This window comes from Marinibactrum halimedae (genome assembly GCF_021234875.1).
GTDB lineage: Bacteria > Pseudomonadota > Gammaproteobacteria > Pseudomonadales > Cellvibrionaceae > Marinibactrum > Marinibactrum halimedae.
Map to the genome: position 1 here is coordinate 1 of NZ_JAJQVM010000008.1, position 23,600 is coordinate 23,600.

The 23,600-nt window shown below is 45.0% G+C and carries 23 protein-coding genes; 16 read left to right on the forward strand and 7 right to left on the reverse strand.

Annotated elements, in window-relative coordinates; genetic code table 11:
- The 4 genes from LU351_RS06235 to LU351_RS06250 form a co-directional block, all read left to right on the forward strand.
- Positions 1-805, forward strand: an 805-nt coding sequence (locus tag LU351_RS06235; protein WP_232593202.1) for an IS256 family transposase, incomplete at its 5' end; no start/stop codon positions are given.
- A gap of 542 nt (positions 806-1,347) precedes the next feature.
- The gene (locus LU351_RS06240; RefSeq protein WP_232593203.1) at positions 1,348-1,893 is read left to right on the forward strand and encodes a GbsR/MarR family transcriptional regulator; all 546 of its coding nucleotides are present in this window, start codon (positions 1,348-1,350) and stop codon (positions 1,891-1,893) included.
- A gap of 1 nt (position 1,894) precedes the next feature.
- A complete protein-coding gene (locus tag LU351_RS06245; protein WP_232593204.1) occupies positions 1,895-2,428 on the forward strand; it encodes a DUF4166 domain-containing protein in 534 nt (177 codons plus the stop codon).
- Between the two features lie 18 nt (positions 2,429-2,446).
- Complete coding sequence (locus LU351_RS06250) at positions 2,447-2,905, forward strand: thiol-disulfide oxidoreductase DCC family protein (protein ID WP_232593205.1); 459 nt, start codon at positions 2,447-2,449, stop codon at positions 2,903-2,905.
- A gap of 77 nt (positions 2,906-2,982) precedes the next feature.
- Here the strand turns inward: LU351_RS06250 and rarD are convergent, their stop codons facing one another.
- Positions 2,983-3,888 (reverse strand): EamA family transporter RarD, encoded by a 906-nt coding sequence (rarD, locus tag LU351_RS06255; protein WP_232593206.1) that lies wholly within the window; start codon positions 3,886-3,888, stop codon positions 2,983-2,985.
- 269 nt (positions 3,889-4,157) lie between these two features.
- Here rarD and LU351_RS06260 point away from each other — a divergent pair, with 269 nt between their 5' ends.
- Positions 4,158-4,529: a VOC family protein gene (locus LU351_RS06260; protein ID WP_232593207.1), complete on the forward strand. Its 372-nt coding sequence runs from the start codon at positions 4,158-4,160 to the stop codon at positions 4,527-4,529.
- Positions 4,530-4,583: 54 nt separating this feature from the next.
- On the opposite strand, the gene LU351_RS06265 is transcribed toward LU351_RS06260, so the two are convergent.
- The 6 genes from LU351_RS06265 to mnmC1 form a co-directional block, all read right to left on the reverse strand.
- Positions 4,584-4,895: a hypothetical protein gene (locus LU351_RS06265; RefSeq protein ID WP_232593208.1), complete on the reverse strand. Its 312-nt coding sequence runs from the start codon at positions 4,893-4,895 to the stop codon at positions 4,584-4,586.
- A 1-nt stretch (position 4,896) separates the two neighbouring features.
- On the reverse strand, positions 4,897-5,442 hold the full coding sequence (locus LU351_RS06270) for a hypothetical protein (RefSeq protein ID WP_232593209.1): 546 nt from the start codon (positions 5,440-5,442) through the stop codon (positions 4,897-4,899).
- A 39-nt stretch (positions 5,443-5,481) separates the two neighbouring features.
- Positions 5,482-5,808, reverse strand: a complete 327-nt coding sequence (locus LU351_RS06275; protein ID WP_232593210.1) for a hypothetical protein — start codon at positions 5,806-5,808, stop codon at positions 5,482-5,484.
- Between the two features lie 230 nt (positions 5,809-6,038).
- The gene (locus LU351_RS06280; protein ID WP_232593211.1) at positions 6,039-8,999 is read right to left on the reverse strand and encodes a TonB-dependent receptor domain-containing protein; all 2,961 of its coding nucleotides are present in this window, start codon (positions 8,997-8,999) and stop codon (positions 6,039-6,041) included.
- 374 nt (positions 9,000-9,373) lie between these two features.
- Positions 9,374-9,772, reverse strand: coding sequence for a late competence development ComFB family protein (locus LU351_RS06285; RefSeq protein ID WP_232593212.1), 399 nt, complete (start codon positions 9,770-9,772; stop codon positions 9,374-9,376).
- A 97-nt stretch (positions 9,773-9,869) separates the two neighbouring features.
- Positions 9,870-12,113, reverse strand: a complete 2,244-nt coding sequence (gene mnmC1, locus LU351_RS06290) for an FAD-dependent 5-carboxymethylaminomethyl-2-thiouridine(34) oxidoreductase MnmC1 (protein ID WP_232593213.1) — start codon at positions 12,111-12,113, stop codon at positions 9,870-9,872.
- A gap of 314 nt (positions 12,114-12,427) precedes the next feature.
- Between mnmC1 and lepB the strand changes: the two genes are divergently transcribed.
- The 11 genes from lepB (at position 12,428) to LU351_RS06345 (ending at position 23,563) form a co-directional block, all read left to right on the forward strand.
- Positions 12,428-13,099, forward strand: a complete 672-nt coding sequence (gene lepB / locus LU351_RS06295) for a signal peptidase I (RefSeq protein WP_232593214.1) — start codon at positions 12,428-12,430, stop codon at positions 13,097-13,099.
- A 251-nt stretch (positions 13,100-13,350) separates the two neighbouring features.
- Positions 13,351-14,982 carry a CTP synthase gene (locus tag LU351_RS06300; protein WP_232593215.1) on the forward strand — a complete coding sequence of 544 codons (1,632 nt, stop codon included), beginning with the start codon at positions 13,351-13,353 and terminating at the stop codon, positions 14,980-14,982.
- Positions 14,983-15,102: 120 nt separating this feature from the next.
- On the forward strand, positions 15,103-15,957 hold the full coding sequence (gene kdsA, locus LU351_RS06305) for a 3-deoxy-8-phosphooctulonate synthase (protein ID WP_232593216.1): 855 nt from the start codon (positions 15,103-15,105) through the stop codon (positions 15,955-15,957).
- A 240-nt stretch (positions 15,958-16,197) separates the two neighbouring features.
- Positions 16,198-17,490, forward strand: a complete 1,293-nt coding sequence (gene eno / locus LU351_RS06310; RefSeq protein WP_232593217.1) for a phosphopyruvate hydratase — start codon at positions 16,198-16,200, stop codon at positions 17,488-17,490.
- 179 nt (positions 17,491-17,669) lie between these two features.
- The gene (ftsB, locus tag LU351_RS06315) at positions 17,670-17,954 is read left to right on the forward strand and encodes a cell division protein FtsB (protein WP_232593218.1); all 285 of its coding nucleotides are present in this window, start codon (positions 17,670-17,672) and stop codon (positions 17,952-17,954) included.
- 198 nt (positions 17,955-18,152) lie between these two features.
- The gene (gene ispD / locus LU351_RS06320) at positions 18,153-18,899 is read left to right on the forward strand and encodes a 2-C-methyl-D-erythritol 4-phosphate cytidylyltransferase (protein ID WP_232593219.1); all 747 of its coding nucleotides are present in this window, start codon (positions 18,153-18,155) and stop codon (positions 18,897-18,899) included.
- An 81-nt stretch (positions 18,900-18,980) separates the two neighbouring features.
- A complete protein-coding gene (gene ispF, locus LU351_RS06325) occupies positions 18,981-19,454 on the forward strand; it encodes a 2-C-methyl-D-erythritol 2,4-cyclodiphosphate synthase (RefSeq protein ID WP_232593220.1) in 474 nt (157 codons plus the stop codon).
- A gap of 51 nt (positions 19,455-19,505) precedes the next feature.
- Positions 19,506-20,618: a tRNA pseudouridine(13) synthase TruD gene (truD, locus tag LU351_RS06330; protein WP_232593221.1), complete on the forward strand. Its 1,113-nt coding sequence runs from the start codon at positions 19,506-19,508 to the stop codon at positions 20,616-20,618.
- Between the two features lie 122 nt (positions 20,619-20,740).
- Positions 20,741-21,382, forward strand: a complete 642-nt coding sequence (locus tag LU351_RS06335; RefSeq protein WP_232593222.1) for a protein-L-isoaspartate(D-aspartate) O-methyltransferase — start codon at positions 20,741-20,743, stop codon at positions 21,380-21,382.
- 161 nt (positions 21,383-21,543) lie between these two features.
- Positions 21,544-22,485, forward strand: coding sequence for a polyprenyl-phosphate transporter (locus LU351_RS06340; RefSeq protein WP_232593223.1), 942 nt, complete (start codon positions 21,544-21,546; stop codon positions 22,483-22,485).
- Positions 22,486-22,711: 226 nt separating this feature from the next.
- A complete protein-coding gene (locus LU351_RS06345; RefSeq protein ID WP_269783327.1) occupies positions 22,712-23,563 on the forward strand; it encodes a peptidoglycan DD-metalloendopeptidase family protein in 852 nt (283 codons plus the stop codon).
- Positions 23,564-23,600 lie beyond the last annotated feature (37 nt).

Sequence of the window (23,600 nt, forward strand, 5' to 3'; positions counted from 1 at the left end):
CAATGCTGTGACCGATAAACTGTTGCCGGAACTGCAAGCCTGGCGTGAACGTGACCTAGACCCTATTTACCCCATTGTTTGGCTTGATGCGATTCATTACAAAATTAAGGAAAATGGACGTTTTGTCAGTAAGGCCATTTACACGATTTTGGCCCTGAATATTGAAGGAAAAAAAGAGCTTCTCGGTCTCTATTTATCCGACGCTGAAGGTGCTCATTACTGGCTGGGAGTCCTAACAGATCTTCAAAATCGCGGCGTTAAAGATATTCTTATCGCTTGTGTGGATGGGCTGAAAGGCTTTCCTGAGGCCATTGAATCCATTTATCCTGAGACCGAAGTTCAATTGTGTGTGATTCATCAAATTCGCAACTCGATGAAGTATGTGGCGTCGAAAAATCAAAAAGCATTCATGAGCGATTTAAAAAAGGTTTACAAAGCCGCCACGAAAAATGCAGCGGAAATAGCATTGAATGACTTAGAGGCAAAATGGGGGAAGCAGTACCCTGTTGTTATTCAATCATGGCGAAACAAGTGGGACAACTTATCGGTTTACTTCAAGTATCCGGAGGATATCCGTCGAGTCATTTACACCACTAATGCGGTTGAGGCAGTGCATAGGCAATTTCGAAAATTAACCAAGACGAAAGGTGGCTTTGCAAATGAAAATAGTTTATTGAAGCTGCTGTATGCTGGCATTTTAAATGCCACTGAGAGATGGACACACCCGGTGCAAAAGTGGAACCTCGTATTGTCTCAAATGGCCATTCACTTTGAAGACCGTTTACAAGGATTTTTAGATCTGTAATGCTAAAATGTCGCTGCGATATTTTGTGCGAGCTTGACTCGCATAAAATTCGTAGCAATCAAGCGAAGCCAATCTGCTTCGCATGACACAGAATTTTGAACAGCCTCGTTTTATTCTCGCTTTTCGAAGTTATTTAATGTTCTGTGTATTTCATATTCTAGATGTTGATCATTTATTATTTTTATTTGTATTTGTATTACAAAGCTCTACTTGACGAAAAAATTATTTATGGTGTGCTAGTTTGATGAGCTATGTTTTTTATCATTAAAAATGATTTTCACGCCATTATGCTGGCAACAATATAAGTTTGATGAAAGAAGTTCAACTCTTTGAGGGCAATTTTTTGTAGAAAGTAACAGAGTATTTGCCTTCAGAATGTTCGTAGTTTCTGTTTACATCATCCTCTTGTGTTGTATCCATTATTCAGCAGAGTGACCAATAGCGTTTTTATCGAGTTCTGAAGAAATTCACTTCTGTTGACAATGATAAATGTCATCTATACAGTAATTTCTGTATTAACAGAAATTACTGAAATTAAAGATATGATAATCACACCATTGATGGAAAAATACATTCTCCACTGGGGGGAAATGGGAACTCGATGGGGGGTCAATCGGACAGTTTCGCAAATACATGCCCTACTCTACCTTTCTTCTGAGCCTTTACACGCAGAAGACATATCCTCTCTGCTGTCTGTGGCCCGCTCGAATGTCAGTACGAGCCTGAAAGAATTACAAAGTTGGAATCTGGTAGAGGTTTCTCATGTAATGGGGGATCGTCGTGATCATTTTCGAGTAAAAGGTGATACTTGGGAAATGTTGTTGACCATCATTGAGGAGCGCAAACGCAGAGAAATTGATCCAACTTTGACCATGTTACGCCAATGTGAGCTGGAAATGGACGATGACAAGGAAACGCCAAACAGTGTGAAAGAAAAAATCCGAAATATGAATCAATTTATTTCGACGCTGGCCAGTTGGTATGAACAAGTCAGTTCACTTCCCAAAAGCACCTTGATTACGTTAATGAATATGGGAGCCAAGGTAGCCAAGTTGATTCCGGGGCGATCCAAAAAGAGGAGGGAATAATGTGAACAATTTATTCAAAGATTGCCTTGGCGAACGATTTAATGAATTGGCGCCAGTGGTGCAACAAGCTCATCATGGTTCAACACGTTTGGAGGGGGAGGCGAGCGTACATCGTGGCAATAGGCTAGCTCAGTGGATTTGTCATCTATTTGGTATGCCGCCAGAAGCCAAGGCTTGTCGCTTAATCGTTACGGGCCACCATGATGCCAACATAATGTTGTGGAATCGGTATTTTGATGATTACCCGATGAATTCTTATTTCTACAAATGCGGTGACTATATCATAGAGCGCTTAGGGCCGATTCATTTATTGATGAAGTTGGATGTTAATGAGGGTGCCTTGACTTATTCCCTTGAGAAAACCCGTATTTTGGGTATACCCATTCCACGTTGGATGGCACCGCGAGTTTATGCCGTGGAGCAACAAGTGAACGATAAATATCGTTTTTCTGTGGATGTCTCGATTCCTTTGGTTGGACATTTAGTGGGTTACTTGGGGGATTTAAGTGTAGAGACATTAGCCTCTCCCTCTTGAGTATTCATAGGTGTTGAAATGACAGTCGATGATCAATCTCGTTATCTAAATGAAACGTTGAAACTTGAAATACTATCAAATTATAAACACATCATCTTATTTGATGGTTTATGTCACTTATGCTCTGGATGGGTTCAGTTTTTGATTAAAAGGGATTTTCAAAAAAAGTTTTCATTTTGTTCTGTGCAGTCTGATTTCGGGCAGAGTATTTTGAATGCCATAGGGCTCTCTTCCGAGAATATTGAAACCATGGTGTATATACGCAATGGGGATGTTTACATTTATTCAGATGCATTTTTTCAGGTGATAAAAGTATTACCTAAGCCGTGGCCTTTACTTTCTATAGGATTGATTTTTCCAAGTGGATTGCGAGATACCGTTTATCGTTTCGTTGCGAAAAACCGATATCGTATTGCAGGTAAGAGGGCTTCTTGTTTCCTGCCTTCCTCCGAGCTAAAAACTCGTTTTTTAGGTTAATCGAGTCTGAAAATTCTAAAATGATTAGCCCTAGACCGAATAGGGCTAATGCTGGTGGTTAGGTATTGGGTGTTAGCTTAATCCGAGGGTTTTCTGTGCTGTTGTTTAAGAAATTGTCTGACCGAATGGGACACCAACAACAACAGTGCAATCCAAATGATGGAAAAGGTGGTGACTTTTTCCGCAGAGAACGTTTCCCCATAGACCAATACAGCGAGAATAAACATACCTGTTGGGCCGATGTATTGGAAAAAGCCTAGCGCTCCTAAACTGATGCGATTAGCGGCGGCAGAGAAACAAAGCAGTGGCAGCATACTCACAGGGCCTGCTAAAAACAGCAACATATTCGTTTGCCACTCATTATTGATTAAGCGTGCGCTGTCGTTAGGGCTTAGTAGTATGTAGCCAATCGCCAGTGGGCATAACAGTCCGGTTTCTACGGCCATACCCACAAAGCTATCCACGCCTAGCCTTTTTCGAATAAGGCCGTACAGCCCAAAAGAAGTAGCAAGAAATAAAGCAATGTAAGGCACACTACCAAAACGCACAATTTCTAATACAACGGCGAAAAGGCAAAGAGCAATAGCGATCTTCCGAACAAGATTTAATCGCTCTCCGAGAAACATCATTCCCAAAAATACGCTAATAATCGGATTAATGTAATAGCCAAGGCTGGCACTGAGTATTCGGTTCTCTTGAATCGCCCAAATAAAGACACCCCAATTAAGCGCAATGATGGTAGTAGACGCCAATAACCCAAGAGCTGTGCGACGCTGAGAAAGGGCGCTTAAAATCGCTCTATGTTTACGTAATGCAAACAAAATAGCGAAGGTTAAGAGAAACGACCAAATCACTCGGTGTGCCAACACATCCAGTGCAGATACGTTATTGAGTGCTTTAAAGTAAATAGGGGCAAGTGCCCACATTGAGTAAGCGCTTATGGCGAATAGAACACCTTGTTGAGTGCGAGATAAACCAGTCACTGAAGAGAAGCCCTTTCTTTAAGGAGAATGGATAAATTAGTGGCCGATAACCATACTGAATTATAACAACTTTGGCACTAATATAATTTTGAGTGCACGCCTTTTGTGTTGGACGCAATCGAAGTTATCTCTGCGGCACTCAGTCACACAGAGTTCATGTTTTCAACGGTTGCTTATGTGTTCTGTTTTAATATACAGTTGTTGGCTCAGGCGTTCGAGAAGTTTTTCACTACTACTTTAACCTCATTAACAATGAAAGGAATATTGGCATGATTGGATACGCGTTGGTCGGTACGAATGATTTGGAACGCAGTGTTGCTTTTTATGACACTTTGTTGGCAGAAATGGGTGCGCAGCGATATATGGAAGTGGAGGGCTACTTTGTGGCTTGGTCAACTGGCGAAAACCAAGCCGCTTTTTGTGTCACGAAACCTTACGATGGCAACCCAGCTACAGTCGGTAACGGTGTGATGATTGCCTTATTGGCAGAGAGCCCAGAGCAGGTGAATAAATTATACGCAAAAGCCATAGAGCTTGGTGCTACCGATGAAGGTGAGCCCGGTCCAAGGAGTGAAAATTTCTATGCTGGATATTTTCGGGATTTGGATGGGAATAAATTGAATTTCTTTTGTGCGACGTAGTTGTTTTCTGTAAATAATAGTAAAAAAGCCGCAGTACAATAGCGGCTTTTTTTATTATGCCTCGTCAGAAACCTTCTCCCACTCTTCCTCGTAGCCAGAGTTTGAAAGGTATCCGCTGATTATATTAAGTAGCCTCTCCATCCAATATTGCAGCCCGATTTCACCTAAAACTTCTTTCTTCTTTTCGTAATCGTCTATGGATGCGTCAAGCATATCCCAGTAAAATTTAGCGAGTTTTATAGCGGTTTTTTTGCTATCTACGCTCCGATTATTTTTAATTATTTCAATGACTTCTACTTCGTTAAATTGATTTGCATAGTGTAATGCAATTAGTTGTGCTTTTTGATCATTTCCGCTGAAGTCCATCTTAGTTTTCTCCAAAAGTTAAATCTTTGATAATAGACATTTTATAGGCAATAAGTTGAAGGTTTTTAACTAATGTATTGATGTGCATTCTCTCTGTTACTGCTAGGAAGTAATGATGTTTATTCTTTGGGTCCTTGGTAAATGCCATGCCTTGTGGAAGATCTCTATCTTCGAGAATCCACCAAGCTATATGAGCGGGGCCAGGATTGTTTTTACCTTTTGCATGGCGACTTAGCATTTTTCTAGTGCTTTTTAGGTGTGAAAAAGTTTTAGAAAAAGAAAGCCCCATTGTTGGATCAGGTATTACCCATTCCAGTCCCGTTGATTTTTCAAATTTATAGTCACAAACCCTAACTCCTTCTGTAAGTTTATAAGGACCTTGATGGCCTTCTTGATAAGATGTTGGTTTGTTTGGTGGAACCACTACTCTAAACATTACGCCAAGCGTTCCATTTTTAGCATCTCGATGATCATTGATTAATTTGTTGACAATATCACCTAAATCTTCAATGGTCTTAAATTGACCAATATATTGTGTTTCATCCATTTATTTGTCCTTTAGATCATTGGTGTAAAATCTAGATTTTTATTTATGTTCGTATTTAAACCTATGTAATATTTCTAAGCGCTCTTCATCTGAAAGTAGGCACGCAAACGGGCTGCTTTTTCGATTGAAGTCCATTTCCTCACTTTTTTTACAAATAAGATCAGCAACCTGTGAGGCGCTTAAATCTCTTATAAGGCCTTGCCATTTTTCAGCCCAGCCTTCCGCTTGTGAGCCAGATAATGTTCTCCAATGTTCAAGTATTTCATAAATTTCTATAAGGCGGCCTGGTTCCTTTTTCAATATCTCTGCTGCTTTTTGGTGATAAGCATAAGTTCGGAGGTCGGGTATATGTGGAGGGTTAAGCATTTCTAAACCTTTTTCCGGTTGCTTGTGTTTCTTTGGGTTGCACTAACCAGTAGCAACTCTTTTTAACACTGTTATAGCATTTTGATCTTGCAACTAAAGTTAAATTTCTTCAGTTTTATACGTTTTTCTTGAGTCTAGAATAAGCTATCTTTTCCACGAAGAGAAATAAAAAAGCCCAAGCAATTGCCTGGGCTTTTTTTAACTGCGCTTAAGTGCAGGGTTTGTCAAAATTACATATCAACCGACAAACGCAAATACGCAACGGTGCCTGGTAAATCGTGTACAACTGGGCTCATGCTGGTCGAGCCGCAGGCGTCATCACAAACGGAAGGGTCGTTGTCGAAGATATTGTTTGCCCCAACGGTAATGGTGACTTCTTTCGATGAGGACAAGGTTGGGCGGTATTGTAATTGTAAGTCGGTGTAGAACTCAGATCCTAATTTCACACCTCGAGTTTGTCCTTCTCTCACAATGGGCTGCGTCATTTGGTCAACGTAACGGAAGGTAATGCCTGCAGTCCAATTTTCGTAATTCCAGTCTACGTTACTGGTGTAACGCCATTCTGGGAAAGCTCTTTGGAAGGTCTCATCTGTGATGAGACCGGTGAAATCCGTTTTACTGAAAGAACCATCGGGGTTTTCTGTTTTTTCGGTGTAGTCAGATAAGTGAGTGGCGTTAAAACGTAAGCCAAATTGGCCAAAGTCTGACATTGGGCTTAAATAACGCAATGCGATGTCATAACCAGAGGCTTCTACCGCACCGATATTATTCAGTGGTGTGTTCACAAAATTCACTACACCAGAGGCGGCACGTTCAACAGAGTTACAATAAAAAGGATCCAAGGTTTCAACACAGGCGGCAATGGTATCTCCTGGGTTTGGTGCTTGAATTGCATCGTCAATTTCCAGTTCATAAAAATCGACAGAGGCGGTTAATGATTCCATCCAGCTTACATTATCTACCCAAGAAGGACTGTAGACGATCCCGAAGGTAAAAGAATCTGAGGTTTCAGGTGAAAGCTCTTCGTTACCAAAAGAGATGGAAGACAATTGTGGGTTAGGTTGGCTCATGCCTGCAGGAACGCCCAACGCGGCACAATTATTAATAAGGTCTTCTGAGGAATCGGCGGTTAAACCAGAGCACGGATCCGTGAAGTTAAAATCTGAACGAGCATTACCGCCAAATAATTCACCAATACCCGGTGCACGAATGCCGGTAGAAACGGAGCTGCGTAAAGACACATCGGCAATCGGTCTCCACAATGCACCGACTTTATAGGTGCTTTCATTACCAAAGTTACTGTAGTCGGAATTTCGTAACGCGAGGTTTAATTCCAAATAATCCGCACCCGCAACACCGGCAAGAATAGGCACGTTTAATTCGGCGTAATATTCTGTTACATCAAAACTACCGGCGGTGGCACCTGCAGGAATACCGGCGGTTTCACCACTGGCGGCAACCGGGTCGGGCTGGAAGCTGCCTTTGTGTTTACGGAATTCAAAACCCGATGCAAACGCTAAGGGGCCTGCCGGTAAAGACGCTAATTCACCGGTAATATTGGCAGAATAATCAATTAAGGTTTGCTCACTGTAGTCACGTTGGGTGAAACCAATGAAGTCCAACATTTCTTCGGTAATGGAGCCGGTGCCGTCTGGGCCTTGGCCGCCGAATAAATTGAATGGTACACAACCTGGCACCGCTGCACAGACAGCGGGGTCACCTAATGCGATGGCAATACGTGCTGCATTGTGGGCACCGCGTTTTTGTTGGAAACCACTGTTTTCACCGTAACTGGCGGTGGCATCCCAATAAAAAGTACGCTCGGCGAATTCAAATTCGCCCTCTAAACCACTACTAATAAAATAGGTATCCACGTCTTGTTCAAAAATTCGTGGGCCGGATTCTAATGGGCGGCGTCCGAAGAAATCCAGAGTGCCGTCGGCAACCGATAGGTCGACACCGAAAGGGTTGTAAATTTGGTCAGCGTCGATGACGATATTTTCCATAATGGCGTTGCCACAACCGTTACCAAAACACAAAGGTTCTGGTGCGCCTTGGGTATTGGATTTACGGTTTGTATAAGAGGCTTTAGTACGCCAACTGAAGGTCTCTGAAAAATCGTGAGTGACTTCGGTGTAAAGGTTTATACGCTCATTGGGTGTTTGTAAGTAATTGAAGTTTTCACCGTTAAAATTAAATCGATCGGCGTTAGTGAATTCATGGAAGTCACCAGCGGTAGGATTATTGGGGTCGAAAGAAGGTATATTGCCTGCGCCGTCATTGAGTACGCCGTCATTGAGAGCTAAGTTGGCGCCACCCAATTCTGGCCCAAGAATAAATCTTCCTTGCGGCGTAAAGGAAGAGCATCCACCGGCTTCACAGCTGGTTGCAAAGGGGCTTGGAAAAGCGGATTGGTCACGATCTGAGGTGAGCACGGCTTTTTCTTCGGCGTAATTCGCACTGAAAACAAAATGTGTATCTTCGGATTTGCCACCCCATAAAAAGGAGTGTTCGCTGGTTTCACCGTCACCTTCTGATAAGTATTCACCGGTTTGTGTAGAGAAACGAACGCCTTCAAAATCAGAATGGGTAATAATATTGATGACACCACCAATGGCGTCAGACCCATAAATTGCAGAGGCGCCATCTTGTAACACTTCTACGCGCTTAATAACATTACTGGGAATGGTATTTAAGTCTACGGCATTGGGAACACCAGACGCCGACGCACCGGCAACCCAACGTTTACCGTCCACCAAAATTAGAGTGCGTTTTGCGCCCACATTTCGTAAAGAAACCTGCACGGCACCGGCGCCAATACCGGAACCATCGGCGGGAAAGCCAGAATTACCCGGTACGTTAAATTTGGCATTAATAGCGGAACCGGTCATAGGTAATTGTTGCAACATGGAACCAATATTGGTGAGGCCTGTGCGCTCTAAGTCGGTTTCGGAAATGTCCATGACCGGAGCAGGATCATTTAATGGGTTTCGTAAAATACGAGAGCCGGTCACCATGACCTCTTCCATAACTTGTTGGCCATCCTCTTGCGCCATCGCGATTTCAGAGCCGCAAAATACAGTAGAGGCCGCAGCAATGGCTATGGAAAGCCAACGGCGATTGGGTGCAGCAGAATGGGTTGCTGCACACTTTTGAGCTGTCTGTGCCGGTGGGAAAAGGTTGGTCTTCATAATGTCACCCTTAAAATTATAAAAAATCTTTTAATAAGCCGGTTGTCAGGCCCATCCTCTGTTGCCACGATTTGTTAACTGAATCAGTAAAAAAGTTGTTAATAAAAGTTTCAAATGAAACCTTGTAAATAAAACAGAATGAAAATGTTCTATTGGGGTTGGGAAAATGAATGACACAGAGGAGTGAGCGCTTTTAGGCGAGTTTTAAATAAAAACGATCGGCTAAAAGCAAAAAGTTAATTCCCACAGAAAAGACGGATGAAAAAAAAATTTCCGCCACAGGAGATGAGTTTTTTAACAAAATTGGCGAGATTTTATTTTTTGTTTTTTAAATTTTAATTTTAAATGACAAAATTCTTTTTTAAGATTTTTATTTAATCTTTTTCTTGGGTTGATTCTTCTGAGTTATTTACATCGGTGGGAGACGGATCAGAGCTGGCAGTAGAAACACTCTCTGTTGGGTGATCGCTTAACGTGGACTGGTCTCGTTCAGAGACGTATTGAATCGCGTAAGCGACGGCCTTTTTAACTTTATCGAGCATTTCTTGTTGCTCGGCGGGGGAAAGAAAGAATGTCATATCGACGTCGTGGCGAATATAACGTGGGGGTAAATGATTGAGGCTAACACAAGCCACATCTGCCAGAAATTCCAAGTCATTCATGGCGCGTGAGCTGCTTTGTCGGGCCTCTTCGATCACTAAATTTTCATAATAATTATGAATAGAGCCGATACTTTCTTCGGCTGAGGCATGGGGATGAACCGATAACAACATACTCACACTCCTAACAGTGTTTTATCAGACAGTTTTTTTGGCCAGCGTTGATAATTTATTAACCTCTTTTTTGTCAGTGTAGCAGGTTCCCTTTTTCTCAACTTTTCCGACGCTTGATGTCTCGAATGAGAAAGCGTGCGGGGTGTAGGGCATCACTGGTGGGTTTACCAATAGGGTTGGGCTCACCATTAATGTACGCCGCGATCAGTTCGGCACAAATTGGGGTGTAGGCCAGCCCTCTGGAGCCGTGGCCGACATTCATGAATAAACCTGGGTAGTAGGCGCCGGTGAGCGGGATTTCGGCACGAGCATTTTTACTCATCAGAGCAAAGCGGGTTTTGAATTCATCAGAAATGGGAGCGGGACCGACCAGTGGTAAGTAGTCGGGAGTAGTGCAACGGAAGGCGACACGGCCCTCGCCATTGCAGGTTAAGCTTTCGGCAAGCTCGGGGCTTGAGGTGTGTAAGTTGTCCCAGTTGCGTTGGTGATCTTCCGGGCGTACTTGAGGGTCGGTGCTTTTCAGGTCAAAAGTGGCTCCTAAGCAATGAATACTGTCTATTGCATCGGTGTGCTGACCGGAGGCGTTTATGGATTGAGCTGGGGCGATATAGCCATCACCGCACAATACGGTTTTCAGTGCAGCGCTGGTGGGCGAGGCATTGGCCATGCTGACTTGTCCTCGAATCGGTTTCAGTGGCAAGTCAGCGGCGAAGGGAAAGAACGGAGTCTGATTCGCCGTCGCCACAACTACGATGGCTGCAGTAGCAATAGGGTTGGTGAGTTTATCTACGATTTGCCAGTGATGGGTATGATTCGACTTTTCTTTTGTTTCGAGTCTTTGTATAGAGCGGATGTTCTGTGAATATCGGGTGCGAATATTTGGGTGGCATAAGAGGCTTTCGCACAAACGGGGAGGCGATAGCCAGCCAGCGTATGGGAAATACAATGCAGCGTGTTCTAAGGGGATACCGGCGATGCGAGAGGCTTGATTGGCATCGACCCACTCCAATAAATCTTGATGACTCCCGTAGTAGGCCGCTACTTGCTCATACAATTGATGCAGTTTGTCGGAATGGGCTAGGTGTAACACGCCGCAACGCTCTCCGAAGTATTGCTGAGTATCTGCCCAAAAGGGAGTGTAGAAGCGTTCGGCGAACTGCAATGCCTGTGTATTGAATTGAGCCAGCGTTTCTTCTTTGTGTGAGGGCTTGGTGTACAACACGCCTTGGGGGTTGCCACTGGCTTCTGCACCGGGGGCGGCGTGTTGTTCGAAGACGTCGACGTTAAATCCTCTTTCGGCTAACGCTCTGGCGGTGGTTGCACCGGCAAGCCCTGCGCCAATAATCGCGACGGTGCAGTCTTTAGGGGCGGCGTATTGGCTTGTACTTAAATGCTCAGTGCTGGTTTTATCCAAGTCCATCCAGGGGATGGGGTTGGCGCTGCTGTAGGCCGCTTGTTTGAATGTTTCCGCCGCTGGGCGGGCGGGGGGCTCTGTCATAAAGGCCGTTAGCATCTCACGCTTGCGGCCAAAACCCGGTACTTTTTTCAGGGTAAAACCGGCATCAGCCAAGCCTCTTTTGACCACTCCGGCTGCAGTAAAGGTGGCTAGTGTGGTGCCTGAATGGCTGAGGGAGGCGAGGGTAGAGAACAGTTCGGGTTGCCACATTTGCGGGTTTTTGGCAGGCGCGAACCCATCCAAAAACCACGCATCTACCGCTCGTCCAGCAAATGGCCCGATAAACGCTGGGTGTTCGTTAGCCAACAGGGCTTTCAGGCCGGAAATGGCGTCATCCACAATTAAAGTAAGGGTCACTGAGCGATGGCAATCGGAGAGGTTTAATCGATGGAAACCTTTGGCGAGGTAACGGGGGTAGTGCTGGATTAGCACTTGGCTGAACTCAGAGAGCTCAGGCCACAATGCGCAGGCTTTGAAGAGGTCTTTTTTGGGTAATGGGTATTTCTCGACACTGACAAAGTGCAAGTGTGCGTCAGCAGGTGCATGATTTTGCCAGCACTCCCAGGCCGCCAAAAAGTTCAGCCCGGAGCCAAAACCGGTTTCTCCAACCACAAACGAATCCCCCGGTGAGAGTTCGGAGAGTCGCTCGGCCAGCCGGTTGTGGTGCAAGAATACCCACCGTGTTTCTTCCAATCCCGACTCTTTCGAGAAGTACACATCATCGAAGAGAGTGGAAAGTGGCTGCCCTTGCTCGTCCCACTGGAGTTGCGCGTGGCTTGCGGTAGGGGGAAGGTGAATTTCCTCGACGCGAGCTTCAGAGGCAGTCGGTGTGGTATTGGATGTGGTATCGGATTTACTGTCAGGGGATGTTGGGTTGTTGGTCATACGAAGAGTCAGTTGTGATGAATCGTAAAAGATGGGCCTTAATCAGGCGAGCCGTAATAATAAGATGAACCCGAATAAGATGAACTCGAATAAAATGGTCGTGATGAAAGAACGATGGATAAAAAGTGTGTTTGAAAACAGTTAATCTATCTTGTTGTTGTGTTTTTTCCAGTCTCTATTCGAAAACGGTTCTTGTTGATGCCATGGAACTACGGGATTATCTGCGACTCTAGTCTTTAGGTTGCTTTACGTCTAGGGCAGTTTACGTAAGCCGAACTGACATCTTGATTTTATTAATGAACAGGCATTTATTCATGAATATAAAACTGCGTAATGTGTGGCAGGAAAATAAACAGTTTGTGTTGTTTTTAGCATTGATGTTCTTTTTTCGCAGTGCCATTGCCGATTGGAATGAAGTGCCTACAGGCTCCATGAAGCCGACAATCATTGAAGGCGATCGTATTTGGGTGGATAAGCTTGCTTACGATGTACGTGTGCCCTTTACCAATATTTCTCTGTACCACCGTGCCGACCCTGTTGTGGGGGATATCGTGATTTTTGAATCCGCAGCGGCAGGCAAGCGACTGGTGAAACGGGTGATTGGTGTGCCAGGTGATCAGATCGTCATGGTGGACAATCGCTTGGTGATTAACGGCAACCCTTTGCAATACGACGACGGCAAGGCTCCTACGCAACATACACCAGAATTGGCAGAGCACAATCGCTTATCCGAAGCACTAAAGGGTAAACCCCACGAGGTATTTGTGGCCCAGTCTCAGTCGATGATGTCAAACTTTGGGCCGGTAGAAGTGCCTAAAGGGCATTATCTGGTGTTGGGGGACAATCGTGATCACAGCGCTGATTCCAGAGTCATTGGTTTTGTACCCCGTGACGAAATTATTGGCAAAACCGAGACCGTGGTTTTATCTCTTAATTACGACAATTTCTACCTGCCACGCTGGGGACGCTTTTTGGAAACCATTTAATTTTCTCTCCTTGTTGTTTCTTTAGTCGAATCTGTTGGTCATCTATGTGTATTAGATGATCAGCCGCTATTCAAAAGTGGACTGATCTTCGTTAAACGACTTTCGCATAGGTGAGTTGATTGAGCCGTTAGGTCATTTCTGATAATCTGGCGTCCCATCTTGAGATGGGTATGCACTCCGCCAAATTCTTTCACTTTTTGGCTTTCGCTACTCTCCTTCTTAATCATTTCTTTTTATACACAAGGCATTACATGACACGTTACATATTCGTGACCGGCGGTGTGGTTTCTTCATTGGGGAAAGGCATTGCCTCTGCTTCGTTGGCGGCGGTTTTAGAATCTCGCGGCCTTAAAGTCACCATTATGAAACTGGACCCGTACATCAACGTGGACCCAGGCACCATGAGCCCTTTCCAGCATGGTGAAGTCTTTGTTACGGAAGACGGTGCAGAAACCGATTTAGATTTGGGTCACTATGAGCGTTTTGTGCGCACTAAGATGTCTCGCCGGAATAACTTTACCACGGGCCGAGTATACGAAACGGTGCTGAGAAAAGAGCGCCGAGGGGATTATCTTGGTGGTACTGTGCAAGTGATTCCTCACATCACCGACGAAATCAAACGTCGAATTTTAGAAGGTGGACATGAAGCGGATGTGGCGTTGGTGGAAATTGGCGGCACCGTGGGTGATATCGAATCTCAACCCTTCTTAGAGGCAGTTCGCCAATTGAAGGTGGAGTTAGGGTCGAGCCGTGCGCAATTGATGCATTTAACCCTCGTACCCTACATTGCCACTGCCGGTGAGACAAAAACCAAGCCCACCCAGCATTCAGTGAAAGAACTTCGTTCAATTGGTTTACAGCCTGATATCTTGCTGTGCCGTTCCGAAATTGAAGTTGACGAAGATTCCCGCCGAAAAATTGCCTTGTTTACCAATGTCGAGCAGCGCGCTGTTGTACCGCTGGCGGATGCGAAAACGATTTATTCCATTCCTAAGGTCTTGGTGGAGCATGGTTTGGATCAAATTGTTCTTGAGAAATTTGGCCTAGACACACCCGCAGCAGATTTGAGCGAATGGGATGCGGTTGTTGATGGAAAATTGAATCCAGAACATGAAGTCACCATCGCCATGGTGGGTAAGTACATGGATTTATTGGATGCCTATAAATCCCTTATCGAAGCGCTAACTCACGCGGGCATTCATACGCGTACTAAGGTCAATATTCGTTACATTAATGCTGAAGATGTCGAAGAAAAAGGCCCGGAAATGCTGGCTGGCGTGAGTGCGATATTGGTGCCTGGCGGATTTGGTGAGCGCGGCCTAGAAGGAAAATTACGCGCTGTTCAATACGCTCGTGAAAATAAAATTCCTTACTTAGGAATTTGTTTGGGAATGCAGTCGGCCGTGATTGAGTTTGCCCGAAATGTGGTCGGGTGGAGTGATGCCAACAGTTCAGAGTTTGACCGCCAAACCAAACATGCCGTCATTGGTTTGATTACGGAGTGGGTGGATGCTGAAGGTAATATTGAGACGCGAGATGAGTCTTCCGATTTAGGGGGCACCATGCGTTTGGGTGCACAAGAGTGTCGTTTAGTTCGTGGAACCCGAGCGCACGACGTTTATGGTAATGATGTCATTGTGGAGCGTCATCGTCATCGTTATGAAGTCAATAATAACTTTGTAGATCAGTTACAAAAAGCCGGTTTGAAAATCGGTGGCTGGTCGGCTGACGATACCTTGGTTGAAATGGTCGAAATTCCAGACCACCCCTGGTTTGTGGCCTGTCAATTTCACCCCGAATTTACCTCGACTCCCCGAGATGGGCACAAGTTATTTACCAGTTACATCAAAGCCGCGTTAGAATATCAACAAACACAGTCTTGATTTGTGTAAATAAGAGCACTATCTACTGGTAGTGCAAAACCGTGTGTCATACAGAACAGTGTGCAATACATAGCAGTGTAGCGAATCGTAAACCGTAAAAGAGTGTATTAAGGGTGTAGAATGGCTGAACAAAAAGTCGTCAATGTAGGAAGCATTGAAGTTGCCAACGATAAACCAATGGTCTTATTTGGTGGCATGAACGTTTTGGAGTCTCGTGATTTGGCCATGGGCGTGGCGGAAAAATACGTAGAAGTGACTCAAAAACTCGGTATTCCTTACGTTTTTAAGGCGTCTTTTGATAAAGCCAATCGCTCTTCTATCCACTCTTTTCGTGGCCCAGGCATGGAAGAAGGGTTAAAAATTTTTGAAGAGATTAAATCCACCTTCAATGTGCCTGTCATTACGGACGTACACGAAATCGAACAGTGTCAGCCTGTTGCGGATGTGGTTGATATTATCCAGCTGCCGGCATTCTTAGCCCGTCAAACCGATTTAGTGACGGCGATGGCAAAAACCGACGCCGTCATTAATATTAAAAAACCTCAATTTGTGTCTCCATCACAAATGAAAAACATCGTGGACAAATTTGCCGAAAACGGCAACACCGATGTCATTTTGTGTGAGCGTGGCAGCTGCTTTGGTTACGATAATCTCGTTGTCGACATGCTGGGCTTTCGCACAATGAAAGAGGTTTCGGGAGGAAGCCCTGTCATTTTCGATTCGACCCATGCACTTCAATGTCGCGACCCAATGGGATCCGCCAGTGGCGGCCGTCGTCATCAAGTGGCGGAATTGTCTCGTGCAGGCATTGCTATCGGCATTGCGGGTTTATTTTTGGAATCTCATCCAGACCCAGATGCGGCCAAGTGTGACGGCCCCAGCGCCCTGCCACTAGACTTGTTAGAGCCATTTTTAGCGCAAATGAAAGCCTTTGATGATTTGTGCAAGTCCCTACCTGAGTTAGACATTCGTTAACGTTTTTACTCTTGTTTTTACTCTTTTCATGGCTTCATCACGCAGTCATGAAACTTTCGAATAATCACCCAAGCGCTGTTTCCTCTTTGGCATCGAGTAAGGTTAGAGAGGAAATTTAGCAGAGCCTGATCGGATCATAGATATCCTAAAAATAACAATAGTCATCGCAATAAAAATAAGACACCGCAACGAAGCTGTTGAATGGGTGTCTTGTGTTAACTTACTTTTTGGAGCTAAACCATGACAAAAATCGCTGATATTAAAGCTTTTGAGGTGCTGGATTCTCGCGGAAATCCGACGGTGAATGCCGATGTTATTTTAGAATCCGGTGTTGTTGGCACCGCTTGTGCCCCATCCGGTGCGTCTACCGGTTCAAGAGAGGCGCTAGAGCTTCGCGATGGTGATAAATCGCGCTATTTAGGTAAAGGTGTATTAAAAGCCGTAGCGAACGTCAATGGTCCAATCCGCGATTTGTTGATTGGAAAAGACGTGATGGATCAAGCCGCGTTAGATAACGCGATGGTCGATGCTGATGGAACCGAAAACAAAGCCAACTTTGGTGCTAATGCGATTTTGGCCGTTTCTCTGGCGGCAGCGAAAGCGGCAGCAGCAGAGAAAGGAGTGCCATTGTACGAGCACATTGCTGAGTTAAACGGTACTGCCGGTCAGTTCTCTATGCCCGTGCCTATGATGAATATTATTAACGGTGGTGAGCACGCGGATAATAATGTCGATATTCAAGAGTTTATGGTTCAGCCTGTTGGCGCGAAAACCTTTGCCGAAGCGTTACAAGTCGGTGCAGAAATTTTCCATGCACTGAAAAAAGTCTTAAGTGCAAAAGGCTTAAATACCGCTGTGGGTGACGAGGGTGGATTCGCCCCTAACTTGGCTTCTAATGCGGATGCGTTGGCGGTGATCAAAGAAGCCACTGAAAAAGCCGGTTACGAATTAGGCAAAGACGTGACTTTGGCATTGGATTGCGCGTCTTCCGAATTCTACAAAGACGGTCAATATGACTTGTCTGGGGAAGGTAAAAAATATTCTTCCGAAGGTTTCAGTGACTTCTTGGCGGAATTGTGCGATCAGTACCCCATTATTTCCATCGAAGATGGTCAAGATGAATCCGATTGGGATGGCTGGAAATATCAGACGGAAAAATTGGGCGACCGTGTTCAATTGGTGGGTGACGATTTATTCGTAACCAACACCAAGATTTTGAAAGAAGGTATCGAGAAGAGCATCGGTAATTCCATTTTGATTAAATTCAATCAAATTGGTTCGTTAACGGAAACCCTAGAAGCCATTCGTATGGCCAAGGATGCCGGTTACACAGCGGTGATTTCCCACCGTTCCGGTGAAACGGAAGATACCACCATTGCAGACTTAGCCGTAGCAACCGCAGCAGGCCAAATCAAAACCGGTTCTTTGTGTCGTTCCGATCGTGTTTCAAAATACAATCGTCTATTGCGCATTGAAGCGGAGTTGGGCAATGACAAAGCCCCTTACCGTGGGATGGCTGAGTTCAAATCCTAATTAATGGATTAACGGACGCTTAAATAAAAACGCGAGCAAGACGCTCGCGTTTTTTGGCAATGGGTTTTATTCTTTTTCAGAAAGATAAAATTTGTTTGCAATCACACCACCGTGTTTTTAGTGAATGCGGCTTTTAAAAATGACATTCTGTTTCAACCATAGGTTGCGTACTGCATAAAATGAAGTGGCTTTTGAGTATTTTGGTGGTTCTGTTGATGGGGCTTCAATTTCGCCTTTGGGTGGGGGATGGCAGCTTCGCTCATGTGGATCGTTTAGCGAAACAGATCGATACTCAACAGGCCGAAAACGAACGTATGTTGAAGCGTAATCAGGATATCGCGGTGGAAGTGGATGCCCTAAAAAATGGTTTAGACAGCGTTGAAGAAAAAGCCCGTCATGAAATGGGTATGATTAAAAAGGGCGAAACATTTTATATGCTTGTCGAAAAACCACGACAACGTTAATGATCAGTACCGTTAATGATTGATTGTTAATAGTTGGTTGTTAATAGTTGGTTGTTAATGATTATTATAAGGTATCGCCGCCTTTAGCCTTGGCTCATTATTGATTTTTTATCTCCGAACATTCCAATCTCCTTTCTAGAAATACGATACCACGAGAGTTAGTTCTCCGGTGTTGTATGCCCATTAAGAGCGTACATTATGTCTGTAGATGCCGATTTTCCTTCCGTCTTATCTCCTCGTTTATCCAAAGCAAAGCTATGGGCCATTGTGCCAGCAGCGGGGGTCGGCGCGCGTATGGGGAGCGATCTGCCTAAGCAATATCTTACTATGCAAGGAAAAACCGTCATTGAGCATACGCTTGATCGTTTATTGACACTGCCGACTCTGGAAAAAGTCATTGTGGCGATTGGTAAGCATGATGGTATATGGCAGACGCTTTTGTCAGCATCGTCTCATCGAGTTTTATCTACTATCGGTGGGCGTGATCGTGCGGATTCAGTATTGGCAGGGTTAAATGCACTTAAAACGCTAGCATCCGATGACGATTGGGTGATGGTACATGATGCAGCACGCCCATGCGTTCGTCTGCCGTGTTTAGAAAAACTCATCCAGAAAGTGGTTGAACACGATTGTGGCGGTATTCTTGCTGTACCGGCCAGCGATACGCTAAAACAATCATCAGCCGATAACATTGTTAGTTGCACGATTGATCGTCAAGAAATCTGGCAAGCGCAAACGCCACAAATGTTTAAGGTGGGTCAGTTGCGAGAGGCGTTGGCTGCTGCACTAGAAGGAGGGTATCCCGTTACCGATGAAGCATCGGCGATTGAACGGGCTGGACTGCCTGTTATGTTGGTTGAAGGTCGACGCGACAACATCAAAATTACCCACCCGGAAGATTTACCTTTAGCCGAGTTTTTACTCGGTCAGCAGTGTAACGATTGAAGGCTGGGCAGTGTGCTTAACAGTTGATGTATGGTGAACACACTAGCCGTCAACATTAAATAAGGTAAGGAGAGAGGCAGTATGCGTATTGGGCATGGTTACGATGTTCATGCATTTGGCGAAGGTGATCATATTGTCATCGGTGGCACTCGCATTGATTACACTCAGGGGTTGGTCGCGCACTCCGATGGCGATGTGTTATTGCATGCGATTTGTGATGCGCTATTAGGCGCGATTGCGGCTGGGGATATCGGCAAACATTTCCCCGATACAGATGCCGCCTATGCTGGAGTGGATAGTCGAGAATTATTGCGTTCCGTTGTAGAGCGCGTGCACGAAAAGGGTTATCGAGTGGAAAATCTTGATTCGACCATCGTTGCTCAAGCCCCCAAAATGGCGACTCATATTGGCGCTATGGTGTCGTGCATTGCGCAGGATTTGCAAGTGGAGCGTGATGCTGTGAATGTGAAAGCCACCACCACAGAAAAGCTGGGTTTTGTTGGACGAAAAGAAGGCATTGAAGCGTATGCGGTGGTGTTATTGGTAAGCCGTTAATGCGTCGAGTTGTAAAGAAATAAATAGAGAGCGATAGAGAGTAGTAGCATTATGAGCCAAGACGTTTCCTCACATCAGGACACTTCTGACCAACATCAGGACACTTCTGCCCAGCCATCATTTTCCCTCGATTTTGCCTACGCCCATGGCACTCCATTGTGTGAAGGCGATTTTCGAACGGAACCGGAGGATTTTTGTGTTACGGAGCATTTGGGATTTCCCCTTCTGGGTTCAGGTGAGCATGTTTATCTAAACGTCAAAAAAGTGGGTGAAAATACCCACTGGGTCGCTCGGCGAATTGCAGAGCTGGCTGGAGTACGGGAAATGGATGTGGGCTATGGTGGTAAGAAAGATCGACATGCGGTAACCACTCAATGGTTCAGTGTGTACATGCCCAAAGCCACCTCGGTTGATTGGCAGGCATTAAACTCTTCATCTGTGACACTGCTGAATCACACGCGACACAGTGCAAAGTTACGCCGGGGTGACCACGCGGGGAATACGTTTAACATTCGATTACGCAATCTCAGCTCCATAGCAAGAGAGTCACAGTCTGATTCGAACTATCACATATCTTCAGGTGACTGGTGGCAGGCCGTTGAGTTACGAATGAACGCTATCCTAGAGCAAGGTGTGCCGAATTATTTCGGTGAACAACGCTTTGGGCGAGGAGGGGCGAATCTTGTATGGGCACAGCGCTGGCTGGTTGATGGGGAAAAAATTCGAGACCGACAAAAGCGTTCAATGACGCTGTCGGCAGCGCGTTCTTATTTGTTTAACCGAGTGTTATCTGACCGAATTGATCAGGGGACTTGGCACCAATGGTTTGAAGGAGATGTCCCTGTCGAATCGGGGAGTGGTGGTATTTCTCAAAGCCCAACCGGCCCATTGTGGGGGCGGGGTCGGCCTTTATCTTCTGGCCAGGTGGTTCAGTGGGAAAGGCAATCGTTATCCTCGTTGAAAAGTTGGTGTGATGCATTGGAACACCAAGGGTTGAGCCAAGAGCGTAGGCGACTTTGTTTGTTACCAGAGGAGTTTCAATGGCAGAGGGAAGAAAATGATCTCGTCCTTCAATTTGGGTTACTTTCAGGCGAGTATGCGACGTCAGTTCTGCGGGAAATCGCTCGGTTAAAGGAACGCTCCAAAGCGCCGCCTGTGATATAGTTGGCGGTTTTCTGGAAAAGCATTATTCGGCCATGCAGCAGGCATGGGGTCAATTAGAACAGCAAAAAAGAAAGCGTCACTGGGGGTAATGTTTGAGTCGGTTACGGTTTGAAGGTGTCGGTATGACATCGCAACGCACACGCCAACGGTTGATAGAACGTTTGGAAGCTGAGGGTGTTTCCAATCTGGAAGTGTTAGATGTCATGGCCACAACGCCGCGCCATATCTTTTTGGATGAGGCGCTCAGCCATCGAGCCTATGAAGATACCGCATTACCCATTGGGTTTGGCCAAACCCTGTCTCAACCTTATATTGTTGCTCGCATGACAGAGACTTTGTTGGGGGCAGCAGGCAAGATCGATTCGGTACTCGAAATTGGTACTGGTTCGGGTTATCAAACAGCCATCCTTGCGCAGCTAATTAAAGATGTTTATTCCGTCGAGCGCATTAAACCCCTTCAAGACAAAGCTCGCCAACGCTTACATCAACTGGGATTACGCAATGTGTTTTTGCGACATGCCGACGGCGGCTTTGGCTGGCCGGAAGAGAAACAGTTTGATGCCATCATCAGCACCGCTGCGCCTCGCACCATGCCAAAAGAGTTATTGAAACAGCTCGCCCCGAACGGAGCATTGGTGATTCCTGTGGGTGATAAAGAGCAAGTGTTGACGTTGGTCGTCAGAGAGGGGGATTCCGATGACTTTCACACCACTGAACTTGAGCCTGTTCGCTTTGTCCCATTGCTTTCTGGGGTAACTCGTTAACGGCTTCGGTTTCTAATGTTGACGCGTAATTAGGTTACGGTTCATCTGTCAGCCTTTATTCTGCCGATCTTCAATACGAAGAGGTCAATATTCATAAGGCCTCACAGTCATTTTTACACTATTAACATCATTGAATCAGAGATATACCTAAGGAGTGATCGGTGGGGGAGTCGGTTAAATATTACGTTTTATTAATTTTACGTGGTATGGCAATGGGAGCGGCGGATGTAGTACCCGGTGTTTCTGGTGGCACCATTGCTTTTATCACAGGTATCTATGAAGAACTTCTCGACTCAATTCGAAAAATTGGCCCAAATACGCTGAAGGCATTGCTTAATGAAGGTATACCCGGTGCGTGGCGTCAGTGCAATGGTGCCTTTTTGGCCTCTATTTTTGGTGGTATTGCCATCAGTATGGTGTCTTTTGCTCGAATGATCACCTGGGCTTTAGAGAATCATCCTATTTTGGTTTGGTCTTTCTTTTTTGGTTTGGTGGCGGCGTCGGTGGTGTATATCTTTCGTCAATTAACGTCGGTGAGTTGGCGAGAAATTATGGCGTTAGCTATTGGTTTAGGGCTTGCGGTATTTGTCTCTGTTGCGCGACCCGTTGCTTTACCCGATTATTGGTGGGTAGTGATGCTGAGCGGATCTGTGGCGATTTGTGCCATGATTTTACCCGGTATTTCTGGCAGTTTTATTTTGTTATTAATTGGCATTTACCCCGTCTTTATTGGGGCGATTGAGTCGTTTAATTTACCGTTAATCGCCAGTTTTCTTTTAGGCTGTGGCGTCGGCTTGTTAGCGTTTTCCCATGTATTATCCTGGTTATTAAAGCACTATCACAATGTGACCTTGGCGTTACTTACCGGATTTTTAATGGGATCGTTGAATGTGATATGGCCATGGAAACAGATTTTAGAGACCACGGTTGACAGACATGGTGAAGTCATTCCGTTGGTGCAACAAAATATTTTACCGCTGACCTATGAATCGTTAATCGGATTACCCTCTCAGTTATGGCCTGCCATCGGTGTGATGTTCTTGGGATTATTTCTGGTACTGGGGCTGGAAGCGATTTCAAATAACATGAGTCGCTGTGAGTAGATTTACGCAGGATAAATCCAGTTACTGTCTTTCGGTAATGCGGATACATTTAATGTGTATTCGCAATAAGGGCCGCTTTCTACTTTCTGCGTGTCGTCAATGTTTAACTTTTGTCTGTTTTGTGTTCAATAATTTGTTCTTTACAGGCGCTAGACAACATTTCAATAGATTCTATTCTTATTTGTTTAGACTGTTTTGTTCTAAAATATTGGGATGTGAGTCTCTTTTGGGCTATATCTTACGTTGTTTTTTACGCCATTTTTGTTCACTTAAAAGACAGCTCGTCATTCAAGGTCTTTGGCAGTGGCTAGACAAAGTGTTCAAGATCTTGATCATTTGTTGTTTTTTGTCGTCTTGTTCTTCTTCGGTGCCAAGAGCACCAGTGGCAGAATTGTCACAACCTCCGTCCTATAAAGTAACAACTCATACCGTTTCTCGTGGTGAGACGCTTTATTCTATTGCTTGGCGTTATGGTCTCGACTACAAAATATTAGCAGCTGCTAACGGTATTGACGCCAGTTACCGCATTTACCCAGGCCAAATTTTAGATTTGCGCGCCAAACCAAAATTTAAACCAAAGGTAACAAGGCCGAAACAAAACCTTGCTAAGGCACCTTCTAGGCCCGTCAAGAAAATGACAACCCCTCGTTCAAAACCTTTAACGACTAAGCAGTCACCTGCGTCAATCTCTAAGACAAAAAGTCATACTTTAAAATGGAACTGGCCTCATCGCGGAAATGTCATATCTCGATTTTCTAACCAAGGAGTTAAGAATAAGGGGATTGATATTGTCGGAAAAAAGGGTGAACCTGTGGTCTCCGCAGCAAATGGCAAAGTGGTATATGCGGGTGAGGGATTACGAGGCTATGGCAAATTACTCATAATTAAACACAATAAAGAGTATTTGAGCGCTTACGCCCATAACAACAAAATTTTGGTTAAAGAAGGCGAAAGTGTTCAAGCCGGGCAAAAAATTGCCGAATTAGGTTCGAGTGGAACAACCAGTTCAAAGCTGTACTTTGAAATTCGTAAAGGTGGCAAACCCGCTGACCCTTTGCGTTACCTACCCAAAAGGTAGTCAGAGGCTCTGAATGGATAATAAAAAAGAGTAATAA

What these genes read in the sequence shown, in the direction of transcription:
- LU351_RS06260 (WP_232593207.1), top strand. Translation starts at nt 4,158, where the DNA reads ATGATTGGATACGCGTTGGTCGGTACGAATGATTTGGAACGCAGTGTT.
- eno (WP_232593217.1), top strand. Translation starts at nt 16,198, where the DNA reads ATGACAAAAATCGCTGATATTAAAGCTTTTGAGGTGCTGGATTCTCGC.
- LU351_RS06280 (WP_232593211.1), bottom strand. Translation starts at nt 8,999, where the DNA reads ATGAAGACCAACCTTTTCCCACCGGCACAGACAGCTCAAAAGTGTGCA.
- LU351_RS06285 (WP_232593212.1), bottom strand. Translation starts at nt 9,772, where the DNA reads ATGTTGTTATCGGTTCATCCCCATGCCTCAGCCGAAGAAAGTATCGGC.
- LU351_RS06335 (WP_232593222.1), top strand. Translation starts at nt 20,741, where the DNA reads ATGACATCGCAACGCACACGCCAACGGTTGATAGAACGTTTGGAAGCT.
- ftsB (WP_232593218.1), top strand. Translation starts at nt 17,670, where the DNA reads ATGAAGTGGCTTTTGAGTATTTTGGTGGTTCTGTTGATGGGGCTTCAA.
- kdsA (WP_232593216.1), top strand. Translation starts at nt 15,103, where the DNA reads ATGGCTGAACAAAAAGTCGTCAATGTAGGAAGCATTGAAGTTGCCAAC.
- lepB (WP_232593214.1), top strand. Translation starts at nt 12,428, where the DNA reads ATGAATATAAAACTGCGTAATGTGTGGCAGGAAAATAAACAGTTTGTG.
- LU351_RS06250 (WP_232593205.1), top strand. Translation starts at nt 2,447, where the DNA reads ATGACAGTCGATGATCAATCTCGTTATCTAAATGAAACGTTGAAACTT.
- truD (WP_232593221.1), top strand. Translation starts at nt 19,506, where the DNA reads ATGAGCCAAGACGTTTCCTCACATCAGGACACTTCTGACCAACATCAG.
- ispD (WP_232593219.1), top strand. Translation starts at nt 18,153, where the DNA reads ATGTCTGTAGATGCCGATTTTCCTTCCGTCTTATCTCCTCGTTTATCC.
- mnmC1 (WP_232593213.1), bottom strand. Translation starts at nt 12,113, where the DNA reads ATGACCAACAACCCAACATCCCCTGACAGTAAATCCGATACCACATCC.
- LU351_RS06240 (WP_232593203.1), top strand. Translation starts at nt 1,348, where the DNA reads ATGATAATCACACCATTGATGGAAAAATACATTCTCCACTGGGGGGAA.
- LU351_RS06300 (WP_232593215.1), top strand. Translation starts at nt 13,351, where the DNA reads ATGACACGTTACATATTCGTGACCGGCGGTGTGGTTTCTTCATTGGGG.
- LU351_RS06275 (WP_232593210.1), bottom strand. Translation starts at nt 5,808, where the DNA reads ATGCTTAACCCTCCACATATACCCGACCTCCGAACTTATGCTTATCAC.
- LU351_RS06270 (WP_232593209.1), bottom strand. Translation starts at nt 5,442, where the DNA reads ATGGATGAAACACAATATATTGGTCAATTTAAGACCATTGAAGATTTA.
- LU351_RS06265 (WP_232593208.1), bottom strand. Translation starts at nt 4,895, where the DNA reads ATGGACTTCAGCGGAAATGATCAAAAAGCACAACTAATTGCATTACAC.
- ispF (WP_232593220.1), top strand. Translation starts at nt 18,981, where the DNA reads ATGCGTATTGGGCATGGTTACGATGTTCATGCATTTGGCGAAGGTGAT.